Source organism: Alkalibacterium putridalgicola, from assembly GCF_040959045.1.
GTDB lineage: Bacteria > Bacillota > Bacilli > Lactobacillales > Carnobacteriaceae_A > Alkalibacterium > Alkalibacterium putridalgicola.
This window is the reverse complement of record NZ_CP162615.1, coordinates 1,359,310-1,376,729: the sequence shown is the minus strand read 5'-3', so window position 1 is coordinate 1,376,729 and position 17,420 is coordinate 1,359,310. Positions and strand designations below refer to the sequence as shown.

Below are 17,420 nucleotides of genomic sequence, written 5' to 3'. Positions count from 1 at the left end.
CCTTTCATGTTTAAATAGTATTTTATAAATTGAAGGCCTGACACAAAAGACGGGTGGCTTTTTCGCCGTTTTCTTCGTCTACAACGTAAGACACACTGATCTCGGAGGTCGTGACCTGATAAAAGGGGATGTCTGAGGCCAGGAGCGTCTTGAATATTTTCGAAGCGACCCCGGTCATGTCGCGCATGCCGGCCCCGATGACCGACAGCTTGCAGTAAGTGGTCTCTATTTTAACGTAAAGATTCGCATAGGACTCTTTCAATGAATCAAAAAGCTGACTGAGTTCGCGTTCTTCGGATTCTTTAAAGGTAAACGACAGCTGCAGGCCTTCCTGATTCTGGATCTGAGAAATCATATCGATGTTGATTTCAGCTTCTTCCAGTTTAACGAACAAATCAGTCAGGAATGTCTTGGTTTCCAGAGGGTAAGTAATCGTGACGTGAGCCATTTCTTTATCTAAAGCAACCCCCGTGACAGCTTTGCGTTCGAGCATTTGATCATTCGGCACAATCCATGTTCCTTTCTCTTCTGACAATGTTTTCCCCAAGTAGATCGGGATGTTATGGTTATTGGCTAATTCGACGCTGCGTGTTTCAAGCACACCGGCACCCAGGGCGGACATTTCCATCATTTCTTCAAATGAGATCATTTCCCAGCGTTTAGCCTCCGGGAAAATACGGGGATCTGTACTGAACACCCCTGTGACATCGGTGTAGATCTCGCACGGGCAGTCTAGAGCAGAAGCGATGGCGACCGCCGTGGTATCAGAACCGCCGCGACCAAGTGTCGTCAGTTCGCCGGCTTTATTGAAGCCTTGAAAACCGGCGACGATAAGCAGGTCATGGGTTTCAAACAGTTCTTCCAGGAACTCTGTTTTAATGGAAGAAATTTTACTTTTCAGATGTTTGCCTGTCGTTTCGATCCCGGCCTGATAGCCCGTCAGCGGTCTGGCCCGGACACTCAAGTCATTCAAGGCCAGGGACAGGAACGAGATCGTCTGCTGCTCGCCTGTATTCAATAGCATGGCTATATCCTTATCGTTGGGATTATTAGTCAGGTGACTCACAGACGCCAGCAGGTCATCGGTGGTTTTTCCCATAGCTGAAACGACAACGATCAGCTGTTCATCTTGTTCGATACGTGATTTGAGGTAGCCGGCGATCTCTTTGATTTTCATGAAATCCGCCACACTGGATCCTCCAAATTTTAAAACACTTCGTTTCATAGCGACTCCTTTTCTATATATGAGAGGGGAGAGCAGGGCGTTTTATATACAAAAAAACAAGCCGGGAATGCCGGCTTGTTCGCAAATAGATATCGTCACAAGCGGAAGCACTCCGTTAAGCCTAAAGCTTTACGGCAGTCTGCATATTTTTCATATACAGCCCAACGGCCTGTTTTCTGTAAAAAACAGACGATTTCGGCAAATTTCCCTTTCCTCAGCTTCGAACTTACAGGTCCATACAAAGTGAGTACTTATGATTTTTGCGCCTCATCCAGTCATTTAATTATTAACTTATGTTTATAAGCTTATCAAACTTTAATGTTAATGTAAACAATGAATCACCGTTAGTTAAATATCCATGCGTACAGGCTAGGGTTTCTCTGCTTCGTATTGATTGAGATTTATAGTTATGCAAGGTATGATAAAAGAAGTGAAAATCTCATGAGTAAAAGGAGGACCTAAATTATCCAATAAACTGATTATGGTCAAGTTAACTTAAATATCGATATATCGCTAATAAAGAACTAAAATAATTCATGTGAGAAATTGTGATTTTTCTAATAAACTTATTAGTATAAATTTAAAATTAATATTTTTTGTATATAAAAGCATAATATACAACGGTATTCCTATGATACACCATTAAATATACAAATAATTGATTATTATACAAAACTAGCTCGAAAATAGTTTAGGGAAGCGTTACCAAACTGTTAACAAAGGGCTTTGTAAGTGTTATCATATGGGTATCAAAGCAAATAAGGAGGAACGAGAGTGAAGTCAACGACTGAAACAGAAAGTATATCTAACGAGACAGGAGAGAATACAATGGAAACGAACAAGAAGTCAATTCACGTCTTTTCAGAAATCGGTGAACTGCAGACTGTCCTTTTGAAACGTCCGGGCAGAGAAATTGAAAATTTGACCCCTGATATTATGGAACGCCTGCTTTTCGATGACATTCCACATTTGCCCGTCATTCAAAAAGAACATGACAAGTTCGCAGAAACATTAAGAGAAAACGGTGTAGAAGTTTTATACCTTGAAAAATTATCAGCGGAAGCCATCGATGCATCCGACACGAAAGAATCCTTTGTGGAAACGATGCTGGATGAATCCGGTATTTCTTCCAAGAATGTATATAAAGTGCTCAAGGATTATCTGCTGTCTATGGACACTCTGGAAATGGTCGAAAAAATCATGGCTGGGGTACGTAAGAACGAAGTAGAAGTAGACTCCAACCATCTGGCAGATATCAGTGATCGTCATCAGTATCCGTTTTACATGGATCCAATGCCTAACCTTTACTTTACTCGTGATCCGGGTGCCTCAATGGGCAACGGCATGACTATCAATAACATGACCTATCAGGCACGTAAGCGTGAGACCTTATTCCTTGAAACGATCATGAAACATCACCCACGGTTCAAAGACGGCGGCACCGATATCTGGCGGGACCGTAATGTGACGACTCATATGGAAGGCGGAGATGAACTCGTCTTAAATGAAAAAGTCCTGGCTATCGGCATTTCTCAGCGAACAGAAGCAAAAGCTGTTGAAGACCTGGCTATTGAATTATTTGAGAAGGGTGCTTCATTCGAAAAAGTCCTGGCTATCAAGATCCCGAATGTGCGGGCCATGATGCATCTGGACACAGTATTTACAATGATCGATCATAATAAATTTACGATCCATCCGGGCATCCTGGAACTTGACGGTTCGATCGATACCTATATCCTGGAAAAATCAGATGAAGCCGGGAAGGTCAAGATTACGCATGAAACGGATCTGGGAAAAGTGCTGAAAGATGCACTAGGCGTGGATGACATCGAACTGATTCAGTGTGGCGGAGGCGACGCGATCGCAGCACCTAGAGAACAGTGGAACGACGGATCCAATACTTTGGCAATCGCACCGGGCGTCGTAGTGACTTATGACCGCAACTATGTTTCAAATGAACTGCTGAGAGAAAAAGGGGTCAAAGTCATTGAAGTGGAGTCAAGTGAATTATCCAGAGGTCGTGGGGGTCCCCGATGCATGAGCATGCCACTGATCAGAAAAGATATAAACTAAAAAATCAGAAAAACTATTAGGAGGAAACACTATGCAAAACGTATTTCAAGGACGCAGCTTATTAAAGGAAAAAGATTTCACTAAAGAAGAATTGATGTATTTCATCGATTTTTCAGCTCATTTAAAAGATATGAAGAAAAAAGGCATCCCTCACCGTTACCTGGAAGGAAAAAACATCGCCCTTTTATTTGAAAAAGCTTCTACACGTACCCGTTCATCCTTTACCGTGGCAGCCATCGACTTGGGTGCACATCCTGAATATTTAGGCAAGAACGACATTCAAATCGGTAAAAAAGAATCGGTCGAAGATACAGCTAAGGTACTTGGCGGTATGTTTGACGGCATCGAGTTCCGTGGATTCAAACAGGAAAGCGTGGAACTTCTGGCTGAACACTCTGGCGTACCAGTCTGGAACGGTCTGACGGATGAATGGCACCCAACACAGATGATCGCGGACTATCTGACGCTGAAGGAAAACTTCGGCAAACTGGAAGGCCTGACATTAGCCTATACTGGTGACGGCCGTAACAACGTTGCCAACAGTCTATTGATCACCGGAGCCATCCTGGGTGTAAATGTGCACATCGTTTCACCTGAATCTCTCTTCCCAGATGAAGAACTCGTCGATCTGGCCAAAGAATATGCCGAGAAATCCGGCAGCCGAGTCCTGATCACTGACGATGTGAAAGAAGGCGTGAAAGGTGCCGATGCTTTATACGCCGATGTTTGGGTATCCATGGGTGAAGAAGATAAATTCGAAGAACGCGTCAACCTGCTTAAACCATATCAGATCAATATGGATATGATCAACGCCACCGGCAAAGAGGATACTATCCTCCTGCACTGCCTGCCAGCTTTCCATGATACAGAAACAGAATACGGGAAAATGGTTGAAAAAGAATTTGGCGAAGTCGAAATGGAAGTCACAGACGAAGCCTTCCGAAGCAAGCATGCCCGTCAGTTCGACCAGGCTGAAAACCGCATGCATTCCATCAAAGCCATCATGGCCGCAACTTTGGGCAACTTATTTATTCCACGCGTGTAAAAAAACGAATAAACTGGCTGGTCAGTCCGGTCAGTTTATTTGACTATAATTAATCGATGAAAGAGAGTGATCATTTTGTCAAAACGAAAAATCGTTGTCGCTTTGGGCGGCAATGCTATCTTAACGAATGATTCATCCGCAAAGGCTCAGCAGAAAGCACTGGAACATACCGCTGAGTATCTCGTTCAGTTTGTTGAAAATGGGGATGCCATCGCTGTTTCACACGGAAACGGTCCTCAAGTGGGCAATCTCCTCCTGCAGCAGGAAGCCGCACACAGCGAAAAGAATCCGGCGATGCCTCTGGATACCTGTGTTGCCATGACACAGGGAAGCATCGGCTACTGGCTTCAGTCTGCCATGGCTAAAGCGCTGAAAGTCAAAGGCATAGACAAAGAAGTGGCTTCGATCGTGACGCAGGTCATAGTATCTGAAGAGGACCCTGCTTTTAAGAGCCCTTCAAAACCCGTAGGCCCTTTCCTTTCTAAAGAGGAAGCTGAAAAACAGATGGAAGAAACCGGAGCTAAATTCATCGAAGATGCAGGCCGTGGATGGAGAAAAGTCGTTCCTTCGCCTAAACCCATCGACATAAAAGAAGTCAAAGTGATCAAGACGCTGATCGAGAACGATATCATCCCTATCACTGTTGGTGGCGGCGGTGTGCCGGTCATCAAACAGAATGATGACTATATCGGTGTAGAAGCTGTGATCGATAAAGATTTCGCCTCAGAAACCTTGGCAGTCAGCATAGAAGCTGATCTGCTGGTCATTTTGACCGGGGTCGACAATGTGATGATCAATTATCACACACCGGATGAAAAAGTATTGAACGAGGTGACCGTGGATGAAATGAAAAAATACGTCGATGAGAAGCAGTTCGCTGCCGGCAGCATGCTCCCTAAAGTGGAAGCAGCCATCAAGTTCGTTGAAGGGAACCCAAAAGGGAAAGCGATCATCACGTCGCTGGAAAACATAGAGGCAGCAATATCAGAAAGTGGTGGTACGATAATCACGCGTTAAAGAATAAAAATAATGAGTTGGAGGGTTTAACATGTCAGAGAATAAGATCAAAGATAGATTGATGTCCTTGCCATCATCGTTTACCATACTATTTATTATTATTGTTATCATGGCTATCCTTACCTGGTTCGTCCCGGCAGGCAGCTATGAAGTGAATGAAGCCGGAGAGATCATTGCCGGCACATTCGCTTATACTGAACAGCAGCCTCAGGGCCTGTGGGATATCTTCATGGCTCCCGTCAAAGGGATGCTTGGGACAGACACCACACCGGGAGCGATCGAAGTGTCGCTGTTCATTCTAGTCGTCGGTGGATTTTTGGGCGTCGTTGATAAAACGGGTGCCCTAGATTCAGCTATCGCACAAGTCGTCGGTGCAAACCGCGGACGTGAAAAAATGCTCATTCCTATTTTGATGTTCATCTTCGCCTTAGGTGGAACCACATACGGGATGGCAGAAGAAACACTGGCCTTTTATCCATTAATCATTCCCGTCATGATCGCTGTCGGGTTCGATATGCTCGTTGCAGTGTCCGTGATACTCCTGGGTGCCGGTGTCGGTGTGCTTGCGTCGACAGTCAACCCGTTCGCCACTGGGGTAGCGTCGCAGGCTTTGGGTATCAGTCCGGGTAACGGGATCGTTCTCCGTCTAGTCTTCTTCGTGGTGATGTATGCCATAGCGACAGCGTATGTCTATCGTTATGCCACAAAAGTTCAGAAAGACAGAGAAAAATCGATGGTATCAGAAGACTACGAAGAAAACAAGAAGAAATTCAAGCCAAAAGATACCAATGAAAAAATGAATACCAGACAGAAAATCGTTATTTTCCTGTTTGCCTTGACCTTCATTCTGATGGTCCTTGGACTTATTCCATGGACACTGCTTAATGAAAACTGGACGATGTTTGAAAACTTCAATGCCTGGCTGATGGGTCTTCCGGTGATCGGAACAGTCCTTGGCCAGCAGATGGTCCCATTAGGCGACTGGTATTTCGTTGAGATCACGATGCTCTTCCTTGCCATGGCTATTATTATCGGCATCGTCTACAGAGTACCTGAAGAAGATATCGTTTCAGGCTTTGTCAACGGTGCAAAAGACCTCTTGAGTGTTGCCCTGATCGTGGCGCTTGCCCGTGGGATCCAGGTCATCATGAATGAAGGGATGATAACTGCGACCATCCTGCACTTCGGTGAAGAAACACTGTCTGGCTTATCGCCAGTCGTCTTCTCCGTGCTGACGTATATCTTCTATATTCCGTTGTCCTTCCTTATCCCTTCAACGTCCGGACTTGCTTCTGCGACGATGGGGATCATGGGACCTTTAGGAACATTCGTTGGCGTTGCCGAACATATCGTCGTCACTGCCTTCCAGTCAGCCAGTGGTATCGTGAACCTGATCACACCGACATCGGGTGTCGTTATGGGGGCGCTGGCGATCGCCGGAGTCGAACTGACTACCTGGTGGAAGTTTACCGCTAAACTGATCGGCATCATCTTCGTCGTGACCTGTATCCTCATGGCACTGGGTGTCCTGATTTTTTAAAACTTGATTCATCAGTGCGTCATAGATGCTGCTCAGAGTATGTTAGAGCAGGACGATGACTGACTGTGTCATAAGCAATCGAATAGAAACGAAAAGATCTCTGATCCGGCAGTCCTGTCGAGTCAGGGATCTTTTTTATGGATAACTTCAGATGAAATTTAAATACGATGAATGTTTTTGAGCGTTTTAGGATGATGATGATTGATTTATAACATTGCTTATGTTAGAATTCAATGGAAGAGGTGAAGAAAGTGCTTACAGATGAGAGACATTCATTTATTCTCGAGCAGCTTGAACAGAAAAGCACGCTGACGGTACAAGAGCTGGTCGAACAGCTGGGGCATTCAGAATCAACGATCCGGCGCGATCTGACGACGCTGGAGGATCAGGATAAGCTCGTCCGCATACACGGCGGCGCCAGAAAAAAACGCAAACCCGTGGATGAACCGACGATGGATGAAAAAACGGTCAAATTCATGCAGAAAAAAGAAAAAGTCAGTCAGCTGGCTGCTTATCTGGTCAATGACTTTGATGTGATCTACCTGGATGCCGGAACCACGACCTATGCCATGATCCCTTATCTTGAAGGAAAAAATATCACGGTCGTGACCAACGGTGTCCCGCATGCGGCTTTATTAACGGACTATAATATCGAGACTATTCTAGTGGGAGGGAAAATCAAACAGCGGACAAAAGCAGTCATCGGTTCTATTGCAGAACGGCAACTGGATGAAGTGAACTTTACCAAAGCCTTTATGGGCATGAATGGGGTCGACATCACTCAAGGCTTCACTACCCCTGATACGGAAGAGGCAGCCATCAAGAGAAAAGCGATCAGACAGTCCAATCAGTCGTATGTCCTGGTGGATGTATCAAAACTGGATGAAGTCAGCTTCTCGAAAGTGGCAGATATCGATGAATGCACGGTCATCACCAATCACCTGTCGGACAAACAGCAGCGTTTGAAAGACTATACTCGAATAATGGAGGCATAAAAATGATTTATACAGTAACATTGAATCCCTCGATCGATTACGTTATTTACCCCAACAGCCCGATCAAACTGGGTCAATTGAACCGGATTGAGAAGGATCAGAAAACTCCCGGAGGTAAGGGCATCAACGTATCCCGAATCCTTACACAACTGAATACAACGAATGTGGCGCTTGGCTTTGTTGGCGGACACATCGGCCAACTGCTGATCGAACAGCTGCATGACGAGAGTGTAAAGACAGACTTTACTCACATCGATGCCGATACACGCATCAATGTGAAAATCAAAGGCGGACAGGAAACAGAGATCAACGATGACGGGCCACTCGTGACCGAAGCGGACAGTCAGCATTTCTACACCAAGCTGGACAAACTCTCTGAAGATGATCTCGTCGTTATCGCCGGAAGTAAACCCAAAGGTCTGTCAGAGGACTACTACCAGCGTCTGATCGATCATGTGAAAAGCAAAAAAGCCGATTTCATCATCGATACGACCGGTGAAGAACTGCAGATGGCATTGGCTCAGAACCCGCTCTTAGTCAAGCCGAATATCCATGAACTGGAAGACTTGTATGGCGTGACATTGGATGGTTTAAGTGATATCGTCCCTTACGGCAAGAAAATGCTGGAAGCGGGCGCCCAATATGCCATCATCTCTCTTGGCGGAGACGGTGCGTTGTTCTTTATGGGCGATGACGTGTATTACAGTGCCCCTCCAAAAGGACAGCTAGTCAATTCGGTCGGTTCCGGAGATTCCATGATCGGCGGATTCATTGGTGAATACCAGAAAAATGGCGATCCATTGGCTGCCTTCAAGATGAGCCTGGCCTGCGGCAGTGCGACAGCGTTCAAGGAAGATCTGGCTAAAAAGGAAGAAATAGATAAACTCTTACCACAAATCACAATTGAAAAATGGGAGGAAAAATAAATGAAGATAAATGATGTCCTGAAAAAAGACTTGATGATCATGGATCTGAAGGCCCGAACAAAAGAATCCGCTATCGACGAGATGGTCAAACGTCTCGTGGATGAAGGAGCTGTCAGTGACTTTGATACCTTTAAAGAAGGGATCATGGCCCGTGAAGCGCAGACGTCAACAGGTTTAGGCGACGGGATCGCCATGCCTCACTCGAAAAACAAAGCGGTCAAAGAACCAGCTGTCTTATTTGCAAAATCATCCAGCGGGGTGAATTATAACGCCTTGGACGGACAGCCGGTCGAGATCTTCTTTATGATCGCTGCACCAGAGGGCGGGAATGACTTGCACCTGGAAGTGCTGGCTTCACTATCAAGACGTCTCGTGGATGCAGATGTCGTCCAGGCTTTGAAAACAACTCAGACGCCGGAAGACGTACAGACTATTTTTGACGAAAGCCAGGAAGAAGAAAAAGTGACAGAAGCGCAGGCCCATGAAGAAGGCAAGAAATTCGTCGTCGCTGTCACCGCATGTCCAACGGGTATCGCCCATACCTATATGGCGGAAGATTCATTGAAGAAAAAAGCAGCGGAGATGGGCGTCGAGATCCGTGTGGAAACAAACGGAACAGACGGGGCCAAGAATAAGTTAACAGAAGAGGAGATCAGACGCGCAGACGGTGTCATCGTCGCCGCAGACAAGAAGGTAGACATGGCTCGCTTCAACGGCAAACCTTTAGTTCAGCGTCCAGTCTCTGACGGGATCAAAAAAGCTGAAGAGCTGATCACAAAAGCCAGTACAGGCAATGCCCCTGTGTTTGATTCTGGAGAGAGCTACAGTTCAGAACGTTCATCTGAAACGGATGAAGGCGGATCTGTCTGGCAGTCGGTTTATAAAGACTTGATGAACGGGATCTCCCACATGCTGCCATTCGTTGTCGGTGGTGGTATCTTACTCGCTGTATCATTCTTATTTGAATCTTTATTAGGATCTGACAGTGTGTTCTTTACATCACTGAACTCTATCGGAGGTTCTGCTTTCCAGTTCCTTATTCCGATATTGGCTGGATATATTGCCTACAGTATTGCTGACCGTCCCGGCCTACTTCCCGGTATGGCAGGTGGTTTACTGGCCGTTAACAGTAATGCCGGCTTCTTAGGCGGACTGGTTGCTGGTTTCGTTGCCGGTTACGTGATGAACTGGATCAAGAAAATGCTCAGAAATGTACCGAAAACATTTGAAGGTCTTAAAGCGATCTTACTTTATCCAGTACTCGGTCTATTAGTTGTCGGTTTACTGATGTTCTTCCTGATCGGTCCATTCTTCGCTGTTATCAACAATGCGATGCTGGACTTCCTGAACAACCTGGGAACAGGGAATGCAGTCGTTTTAGGCGCAGTTCTAGGCGGCATGATGGCTGTAGATATGGGCGGTCCTGTAAACAAGGCAGCCTACGCCTTCTCGATCGGTATCTTTACAGATACAGGCGAGGGTGCACTGATGGCCGCGGTAATGGTCGGTGGTATGATCCCACCACTTGCAATCGCGATTTCTACAGTATTATTCAAGTCTAAGTTTACTGATCTTGAAAGACAGTCTGGATTATCCAACTTTGTCTTAGGCGCTTCATTCATCACTGAAGGAGCGATCCCGTTCGCAGCCGCAGATCCATTGCGTGTCATCGGTTCATCTATCTTAGGTGCGGCCGTCGGTGGCGGACTGACTCAACTATGGAACGTTTCTATACCAGCACCTCACGGCGGATTGTTCGTTGTCGGTATCGGAGAGAATCCACTGCTGTTCATTGTGGCGTTACTCATCGGTTCCATTATTACAGCAGTCGTTATGGGCTTATGGAAACCTCGCGTTGAAGATACACAGAAAAACGTTACCGCAAGTGATATGAACTAAGGATTGTAGTGGAAAAGGGCTTCTCTTTGGAGAAGTTCTTTTTTATTTATAGAACATGAACAAATGTTCGTGACGGCGATTTTGGGCAATGAGTCAGCACGAAGGTGAGGGAAGAGGCGTAAACAAACGTTGTTAGAAGTGGATGTATGGTAAAATGAAGGAGTATTATGAGTAAGGACCAGTAGTTTTAAATATGGAACGATCAAAGTGACAGAGTCAGCGACTATTGTGTTTTGAGATGGTCATGAGACTGACGAAATGACAGACCCAGACTTTTCTAAATGATGACCTTGTCATTTTTCCTTATAAATGACAAACTCCACATATTGTCGCATTTGACCTTGTCATTTTAAACAGAGAGTAACAGACTCATCCCTTAGCTAGCAGTGACTCGGTCGTATAGGTTAAATAATGATACAGTGACGACAGATCAGTCTTTGAGCAAGTCATAATTCCTAGTTAATGATTTATCGACGGTTTAAAAGTGTGATCAAGTCCAGTATCAGCAAAACAGCAAAAAATCAGGAGAAAAGGAGATTAAATCAATGGCGAAGCACAGGATATTTACTATGAGTTTTTCGAAAGTTTACCCAAATTATGTAAAAAAAGCAGAGAAAAAAGGCAAGACAAAGGATGAAGTGGATGAACTCATTCGCTGGCTGACAGGCTATACGCAAAAAGGCTTGGAAGAGCAGCTGGAAAAAGATAATGACTTTGAAACGTTTTTTGCCGAAGCACCTCAAATGAACCCTGCACGTCGATCGATCAAAGGTGTGATCTGCGGTATCCGTGTAGAAGAAATCGAGGATCCGCTGATGCAGGAGATCCGTTATTTAGACAAACTGATCGATGAACTGGCGAGAGGTAAAAAGTTTGAAAATATTAAACGAGACCAGATATAAGTTTCATTAAGTACTTGATAGGAAAGATCATCTGCGGATGATCTTTTTCTATTTAAAGGTTTAAGTGTAATAAAAGTATGAATAAAGAGAAGAAGTTTCAAATCGTAACTATTACGATTTGTTAAAAAATAATCACGACTATAGTAACTGTAAATCAACTTTTAAACAGTGAAGCCAACATAGACAGCCAGATGAATAAACAAATCATAATCTGAAAGCAGATGATCAAGAGTGTGTATGATGTAAAATAGAAGAAAATTCAAAGTTTTGACTTTGTCCAGCACGAGCAGCAAATAATAGATCATTTAGAAAAATACGGATCAGCGCAGATATTCAGGACGATTCTATGAAACGCTGATGGCTAATCATACGTGGATCGAACTGAAATCAGCTTGTAAAGCTTGCTGAAATGATGGAATTGAATCCGAAGTCATGCAAAGCGAGACAAACGCGACAGATGGAAATTATTACGATAGAAAATTATAAAAATAAAATCAGCAGTTTGAAATGATACGATAGACAGAAAAAACTAAATCATACATAATTATTAAATAAAACAGCTGTAAATCAGGTTGAATTGAATTCAATTCAGAACGGAATCAAGAGAGACTTGAATTTGATCTATAATGATCCCGAGAGAGGCTTATCTCATATAATCTACTTGGTATAATATATATTATGTAAACTAAAATAAAGAAAATGAAACCAGCCGTCAAGATACGTTAAAAATTGAATTAATCCCCTATTTATTGCTTTATTTTCCTATAAATTTCTTTACTTAAGATAAATCATGGATTAATCATGGATTTATGTGTTATTTATTGTCGTTAACTCAACTTAAAAGAGAAATAAATCCGAAGCGCTGTCACCGGCCTGAGACTTACAAGAAATCTATCATATATTCTGCTCGATCAGTAAAGTTGAATTTTTTTGAGGCTTTCTTTGCTGCCGATCTGATTTTATTCCAGATATTTTTATTCTTCGTATTTTCTGAATCTCACTGTATTTTTTAAAAAATTGATTCCAGTCATTATTTAATGTTTTAGACCAGAATATCTGCTGAAATGGTCAATCCATCAATAAATCCTTTATCAGATCAATGAATCATTTCAATCAGTTCAATCAGTCGATCAGTGATCCCAAAATAAAAACCATCTCGACGACGATTAGCTATAAACTTAGTCGTTGAGATGGTTTCACGTGCATTCTATGACGATTTCAGCTGTCTATACTGATACAGTACTCGAATAGTAATCACAGCGCGCCAAAAAGAGTTTCTTCGACTTTATCCAAGCGTTCCAGTGCGTCATCACGGTCACTTATCAAAGCATCCTTAATCTGGTCCAATTCGTCACGCATTTCTTCAACTTTAGAAACCCGTCTGTAAACGACAAAAATCGATACTGGAAAACGTCGGTCAATTTTCGACCTCAAAAGCGCTTCACGACGGTCCAAAGCATAATGCACATGGTTTATTCTTTCATCTAAAAACATGTTACCAACTCCTTTTCTCAATTTAAATCACAAAAAAAGCACCACTTGAAATAAAGTCGTGCCTGAAGGCGTTGGACTCATCTTTCAAGATTTCTCTTGTTGGATTTAGCACAGTGCCGGTTACGGTCTGCTGCTGAAGCTTCACAGGGCCAATTCCCTCCGCTTGCTCTTGATAAGGTGTTTATGTGATTAGCTATAAGATACCGTATAAACGCTTATTTGTCAACGTTTAAGTCCTGTCAGACATGCTGTCAGAAATAGAAAAAGAGAAGAGTCTCCTCTTCTCCCCCCTCCTCCCTCACCTCTATCCAGTTCAAGAGATGCTGATAAACTGAATGGTACAGGGTGAAGCTTTATTAAAGACTGCGGCGTATCTCATCGATCTCGTTTGAGAATTCTGGAATGATCGGTTCGAAATAAATGCCAAGCTTTGGATCACGCTCGACGGTCGTGCTGTGTCGCAGTGATTTTTCGATATAATCCGAGCTTTTAATGACCGCTTCTTTGACTGAGTAACCCAGCAGATAATAAGCGGTGATGAAACTGACTGAAATGTCACCGACGCCTTTGAACCACACATCCTCTTTTTCGTGCATATGGTAAAAAGGTTTGCTGTCCTCGGAGTAAATATAATACCCTGTCTCTCCTTCGCGCTTGTCTCTGTTTTGATAAACGCTCGTCAACACCACATTTTTTGCCCCTAAGTCACATAGCTTTTGAGCGATCTTTGGATAATCCTCCGGTCCCAAGTCGTCTGAATACGGGTAATCGGTGATCAGACAGGCTTCAGTTAAGTTGGGAACGATAATGTCGGCGTACTTAACAAGCTTGCGGAATTTCTCAGGAAAATCTTCACTGAAGCCTGCATACAGTTTGCCGAAATCAGCCATGATCGGATCGATGATGACCGGCATGGCACGATCCACAGAGTCCAGGTAATCGATCACCGTGGTTATCTGCCTGCTGTCCGCAAAGTAACCGGTCAGTGTCCCTTTGAATTGGATATCCAGATCTTTCCAGTGAGCCAGTATCGCATCAAAGGATTCATTCAAATAGTGCTTCACGATACCGGGATAACCCAAGGTATGCGTCGACAGCAGCAAGGTCGGCAGCAAGGCGACTTCGAACTGAGCTGCTTCTAAGATAGGCAGATTGGACATGCCGGCAACCTTTGCGACGCCGGGCAAGTCGTTGATCACTAATACCTGTTCACTCATATGTTTCCACTCCTTTTTTAAAGTCAGTGACCGTTAACCTTCATTCGTTAAGGCGATGACCTCTATTTCGATTCGGGCATCCAGTGGTAAAGCCCCCACTTCGAAGGCGGTTCTTGACGGATACTCCCCTTCTTCAAAGAAGCCGGCATAGACGGCGTTGAAGGCTTTGAAATCGCTGATGTCTTTTAAAAGGACAGTAGTTTTGATGATTCTATTCATACTGCTGCTGTTTTCTTCCAGGATTGCTTTGATGTTTTTCAAGGCCTGTTCGGTCTGGCTCTCGATCGTTTCATCAACGAGTGAACCCGTGCTGGGATCCATGCCCAGCTGTCCTGAAGTGTAGATCATGTCTTTCACTTGTGTTGCGATAGAATACGCCCCAATGGCTTTTGGTCCATTTTCTGCAGATAGTCTTTTCATTTTAAAAACCCCTTTTTAGTTTGATATTTTTACTCCTTCGCCTAAGCGTTCCACCTGTCGTGCGATTTCGATTTCTTCATTTGTCGGCACATTCAAGACAGCGACTTTTGCCCCTTTTTTCGAGATGATCGCTTCTTTACGCGTGTCATTCCTCTGCTCGTCTATCTCCATGCCGAACCAGGACAGTCCACTGACGATCGCCTGTCGGATGCTCGACGAGTTCTCCCCTATCCCTGCGGTAAAGACGACCGCATCTGCCCCGTTCATTTCAGCCATATAGCTTCCGATATATTTCTGAACGCGGTTGACGAATATCTCTAATGCCAGTTTGGCCCGGACGTTGCCGGATACTGCAGCCGTTTCGATATCGCGCATATCACTTGAAATACCGGACAAGCCTAAAAGGCCGGATTTGTTGTTGAGGATAGCGATCATGTCATCGACCTCATCAAGTCCAAGTTTTTCCATCAGGAATGGCAGGATAGACGGATCCACATCTCCGGACCGTGTCCCCATCGTCAGACCGGCAAGGGGCGTGAAACCCATCGATGTATCGACCGAACGTCCGCCTTCAACAGCAGCGACCGAGGCACCGTTTCCAAGATGACACGTCACGATCTTCAGATCCTCTATCGGTCTGTTTAGGAGCTCTGCCGCACGTTTGGCGACATAACTGTGACTCGTTCCGTGAAAACCATATTTACGCACGCCGTATTTCTCATAGTATTCATAAGGGATACTGTAGAGATAGTTCTCTGAAGGCAGCGTGGCATGAAAGGACGTATCGAACACAGCGACCATGAGCGTTGCAGGCAGCACGTCTTTGAATGAACGGATGACTTTTGCCTGAGCCGGGTTATGCAAAGGAGCCAGATAACCCAGCGAGTCGATCTGATCGATGACGTCTTCAGTGATCACTACAGAATCCGGGAACAGTTCCCCACCTGATGCCACTCTATGCCCTACCCCTTTGATCTCGCTGCTGTCATTAACTATCGACAAGATATAAAACAGCTTGAACAGGAGATCCACGGCTTCCTCGTGATTGGCGATATCTTTCGTCTGTTTAAAGTTTTTTTCTTCCCCGTCGGCATGATAAGCGATAGAAATGATCGAATGACTCAAGCCTATCCGTTCGATCAGTCCTTTGGCAATGACCTTTTCGTTTGGCATTTTAAAGAGCTGAAATTTCAGACTGGAACTCCCTGCATTGACCGATAGTATTTTTTTCATATGATGATCTCCTTATTAAGTTGGCATTGAATAGGAATAAGCCAGAGAGAAAGATAAAAGGTTCATTCCTCTTCTGGCTTAAACGTATTTATCTAACCGTGATGACTTACCTTAAGCTTTTTTAACTAGTTTGACTTGCTTTTTTCTAGAAGTCACGACCAGCTTATAAAGTCGGTAGGCGATGGCCACAGCATACACGCCTAAGCCGATACGTCCGGAAACAGACATCAGTACATTGATGATTTGAGCGTAAGATCCCAGGAAGCTGATACCAAAGGCAAGCAGAATAATGAGGATACCGGTGATCTTGTAACGCGTTGTGCCGCGCTCGGCAAAGTAGTCCGCTGCGATCAGAGCGATCGGTGCTGTTGTTGTATAAGAAGCAGCCACGATCATGGCGACTAAAGCAACAGCCAGTCTTGGTGTGTGTGCCATTGCGACGCTCACGTTCGGTGCAGCAGCTCCGATAACTAAACTGATGTTGGCGACCTGAGAAGTGATCATTAAGCCTGTGAGCAGTGCCAGAATGATAAAGGCAGCGGCCAGCCAGGTCACGGTTTCACGGTTGGACGCATCTGGATCAACAGTATACGTGCTGACAAAGTAAGGAACTAGGAATAAAATCAGATAAGAGTGATGCAGGACCGTTGAGACGAGCCAGGAATCACTGGTTCTGAAGACATCCTGATTTGCCAGGATAAGTTCTGAACCGCCGGCGATACCGTCAACCGGATCGATCAGGCTGATGACGAATACCAGGATCATTGCGATAAGAATAAACGGTGCAATTTTACTGATGATATCGATCATCTTCTTGAACCCGACAAGGACAGACATGATCAGCAGAAGGACAAGCCCGGTCGACCCGACGATATATGGCAGACCATAGAACTGATTCACTATCGAACCCGTTCCCGAGATGAGCTGGAGCAGTGTGAAAAAGACAAAAGCTGCCGTGTAGTAATAGACCGCTGTCCCGACATACTTTCCTAAGAACCAGATAAAGACGTCTTTAGGTTCTGATAGTTTGTGTTTCTTGGCGACAAAGATAACGACAAAGGCAAGTGCTGCGATCGAGATCTGGTTGATCACGACCCCCAGGATGCCCATGATGCCGTGCGTCCCGTACGACTGGAAGAATTCCTGGCCAGTCCCTGTCGACGCCCCGATATAATAAGCGATCATTGCACCTGTCATAGCTAAAACAAAGGACGGTCGTACACTTCTATTTTTTTCTTTCATAATAATAGCTCCTTTAAATATGATTAAGTTCAAAATAAGTGACCTTGCGTTTCCTGTCATCAGCGATCCCTTTAAAGTAGACAGATGGACTGAATACTTTATTAAAAACACGCCCGTTTGCAGGATGACGGTACCGCAAAGGGCGTATGCTGTTTTTAATAAGAGATATCTGACGGTGCAGCGAGTCGGATT

At 44.5% G+C, this 17,420-nt stretch carries 14 protein-coding genes and 2 riboswitches; of the genes, 8 read left to right on the top strand and 6 right to left on the bottom strand.

Features of this window, described 5'->3' with window-relative positions; genetic code table 11:
* Nucleotides 1-22 precede the first annotated feature (22 nt).
* The gene (locus tag AB4027_RS06460; protein WP_368644745.1) at nucleotides 23-1,225 is read right to left on the bottom strand and encodes an aspartate kinase; all 1,203 of its coding nucleotides are present in this window, start codon (nucleotides 1,223-1,225) and stop codon (nucleotides 23-25) included.
* A gap of 97 nt (nucleotides 1,226-1,322) precedes the next feature.
* A riboswitch (Lysine riboswitch) is annotated at nucleotides 1,323-1,504 on the bottom strand.
* 549 nt (nucleotides 1,505-2,053) lie between these two features.
* Here AB4027_RS06460 and arcA point away from each other — a divergent pair.
* The 8 genes from arcA to AB4027_RS06420 all read left to right on the top strand — a co-directional run bounded on the left by arcA (nucleotide 2,054) and on the right by AB4027_RS06420 (nucleotide 11,622).
* Entirely contained in the window at nucleotides 2,054-3,298 is a 1,245-nt protein-coding gene (gene arcA, locus AB4027_RS06455; RefSeq protein ID WP_368646412.1) for an arginine deiminase, read from the top strand.
* Between the two features lie 31 nt (nucleotides 3,299-3,329).
* Nucleotides 3,330-4,343 (top strand): ornithine carbamoyltransferase, encoded by a 1,014-nt coding sequence (gene argF / locus AB4027_RS06450; protein WP_368644744.1) that lies wholly within the window; start codon nucleotides 3,330-3,332, stop codon nucleotides 4,341-4,343.
* A gap of 75 nt (nucleotides 4,344-4,418) precedes the next feature.
* On the top strand, nucleotides 4,419-5,360 hold the full coding sequence (gene arcC, locus AB4027_RS06445; RefSeq protein WP_368644743.1) for a carbamate kinase: 942 nt from the start codon (nucleotides 4,419-4,421) through the stop codon (nucleotides 5,358-5,360).
* A 31-nt stretch (nucleotides 5,361-5,391) separates the two neighbouring features.
* Nucleotides 5,392-6,900, top strand: a complete 1,509-nt coding sequence (locus AB4027_RS06440; protein ID WP_368644742.1) for a YfcC family protein — start codon at nucleotides 5,392-5,394, stop codon at nucleotides 6,898-6,900.
* Between the two features lie 251 nt (nucleotides 6,901-7,151).
* Nucleotides 7,152-7,895 (top strand): DeoR/GlpR family DNA-binding transcription regulator, encoded by a 744-nt coding sequence (locus AB4027_RS06435; RefSeq protein ID WP_368644741.1) that lies wholly within the window; start codon nucleotides 7,152-7,154, stop codon nucleotides 7,893-7,895.
* Nucleotides 7,896-7,897: 2 nt separating this feature from the next.
* On the top strand, nucleotides 7,898-8,821 hold the full coding sequence (gene pfkB / locus AB4027_RS06430) for a 1-phosphofructokinase (protein WP_368644740.1): 924 nt from the start codon (nucleotides 7,898-7,900) through the stop codon (nucleotides 8,819-8,821).
* A complete protein-coding gene (locus AB4027_RS06425; protein ID WP_368644739.1) occupies nucleotides 8,822-10,720 on the top strand; it encodes a fructose-specific PTS transporter subunit EIIC in 1,899 nt (632 codons plus the stop codon).
* A gap of 545 nt (nucleotides 10,721-11,265) precedes the next feature.
* Nucleotides 11,266-11,622 (top strand): DUF2200 domain-containing protein, encoded by a 357-nt coding sequence (locus AB4027_RS06420; protein WP_368644738.1) that lies wholly within the window; start codon nucleotides 11,266-11,268, stop codon nucleotides 11,620-11,622.
* A gap of 1,254 nt (nucleotides 11,623-12,876) precedes the next feature.
* On the opposite strand, the gene AB4027_RS06415 is transcribed toward AB4027_RS06420, so the two are convergent.
* The 5 genes from AB4027_RS06415 to AB4027_RS06395 all read right to left on the bottom strand — a co-directional run bounded on the left by AB4027_RS06415 (nucleotide 12,877) and on the right by AB4027_RS06395 (nucleotide 17,228).
* Entirely contained in the window at nucleotides 12,877-13,116 is a 240-nt protein-coding gene (locus AB4027_RS06415) for a hypothetical protein (RefSeq protein ID WP_368644737.1), read from the bottom strand.
* Between the two features lie 74 nt (nucleotides 13,117-13,190).
* Nucleotides 13,191-13,295, bottom strand: a riboswitch (SAM riboswitch).
* Between the two features lie 177 nt (nucleotides 13,296-13,472).
* A complete protein-coding gene (locus AB4027_RS06410) occupies nucleotides 13,473-14,333 on the bottom strand; it encodes a pyridoxamine kinase (protein WP_368644736.1) in 861 nt (286 codons plus the stop codon).
* A gap of 33 nt (nucleotides 14,334-14,366) precedes the next feature.
* Nucleotides 14,367-14,753, bottom strand: a complete 387-nt coding sequence (locus tag AB4027_RS06405) for a Rid family detoxifying hydrolase (RefSeq protein WP_368644735.1) — start codon at nucleotides 14,751-14,753, stop codon at nucleotides 14,367-14,369.
* A 15-nt stretch (nucleotides 14,754-14,768) separates the two neighbouring features.
* Nucleotides 14,769-15,986 carry an acetate/propionate family kinase gene (locus tag AB4027_RS06400; RefSeq protein ID WP_368644734.1) on the bottom strand — a complete coding sequence of 406 codons (1,218 nt, stop codon included), beginning with the start codon at nucleotides 15,984-15,986 and terminating at the stop codon, nucleotides 14,769-14,771.
* Between the two features lie 111 nt (nucleotides 15,987-16,097).
* Nucleotides 16,098-17,228: a hypothetical protein gene (locus AB4027_RS06395; protein ID WP_368644733.1), complete on the bottom strand. Its 1,131-nt coding sequence runs from the start codon at nucleotides 17,226-17,228 to the stop codon at nucleotides 16,098-16,100.
* Nucleotides 17,229-17,420 lie beyond the last annotated feature (192 nt).

Bases quoted from the DNA above. Each gene is read 5' to 3' on its own strand.
- AB4027_RS06460 (WP_368644745.1), bottom strand. From the start codon at position 1,225: ATGAAACGAAGTGTTTTAAAATTTGGAGGATCCAGTGTGGCGGATTTC.
- arcA (WP_368646412.1), top strand. From the start codon at position 2,054: ATGGAAACGAACAAGAAGTCAATTCACGTCTTTTCAGAAATCGGTGAA.
- argF (WP_368644744.1), top strand. From the start codon at position 3,330: ATGCAAAACGTATTTCAAGGACGCAGCTTATTAAAGGAAAAAGATTTC.
- AB4027_RS06440 (WP_368644742.1), top strand. From the start codon at position 5,392: ATGTCAGAGAATAAGATCAAAGATAGATTGATGTCCTTGCCATCATCG.
- pfkB (WP_368644740.1), top strand. From the start codon at position 7,898: ATGATTTATACAGTAACATTGAATCCCTCGATCGATTACGTTATTTAC.
- AB4027_RS06425 (WP_368644739.1), top strand. From the start codon at position 8,822: ATGAAGATAAATGATGTCCTGAAAAAAGACTTGATGATCATGGATCTG.
- AB4027_RS06420 (WP_368644738.1), top strand. From the start codon at position 11,266: ATGGCGAAGCACAGGATATTTACTATGAGTTTTTCGAAAGTTTACCCA.
- AB4027_RS06415 (WP_368644737.1), bottom strand. From the start codon at position 13,116: ATGTTTTTAGATGAAAGAATAAACCATGTGCATTATGCTTTGGACCGT.
- AB4027_RS06410 (WP_368644736.1), bottom strand. From the start codon at position 14,333: ATGAGTGAACAGGTATTAGTGATCAACGACTTGCCCGGCGTCGCAAAG.
- AB4027_RS06405 (WP_368644735.1), bottom strand. From the start codon at position 14,753: ATGAAAAGACTATCTGCAGAAAATGGACCAAAAGCCATTGGGGCGTAT.
- AB4027_RS06400 (WP_368644734.1), bottom strand. From the start codon at position 15,986: ATGAAAAAAATACTATCGGTCAATGCAGGGAGTTCCAGTCTGAAATTT.
- AB4027_RS06395 (WP_368644733.1), bottom strand. From the start codon at position 17,228: ATGAAAGAAAAAAATAGAAGTGTACGACCGTCCTTTGTTTTAGCTATG.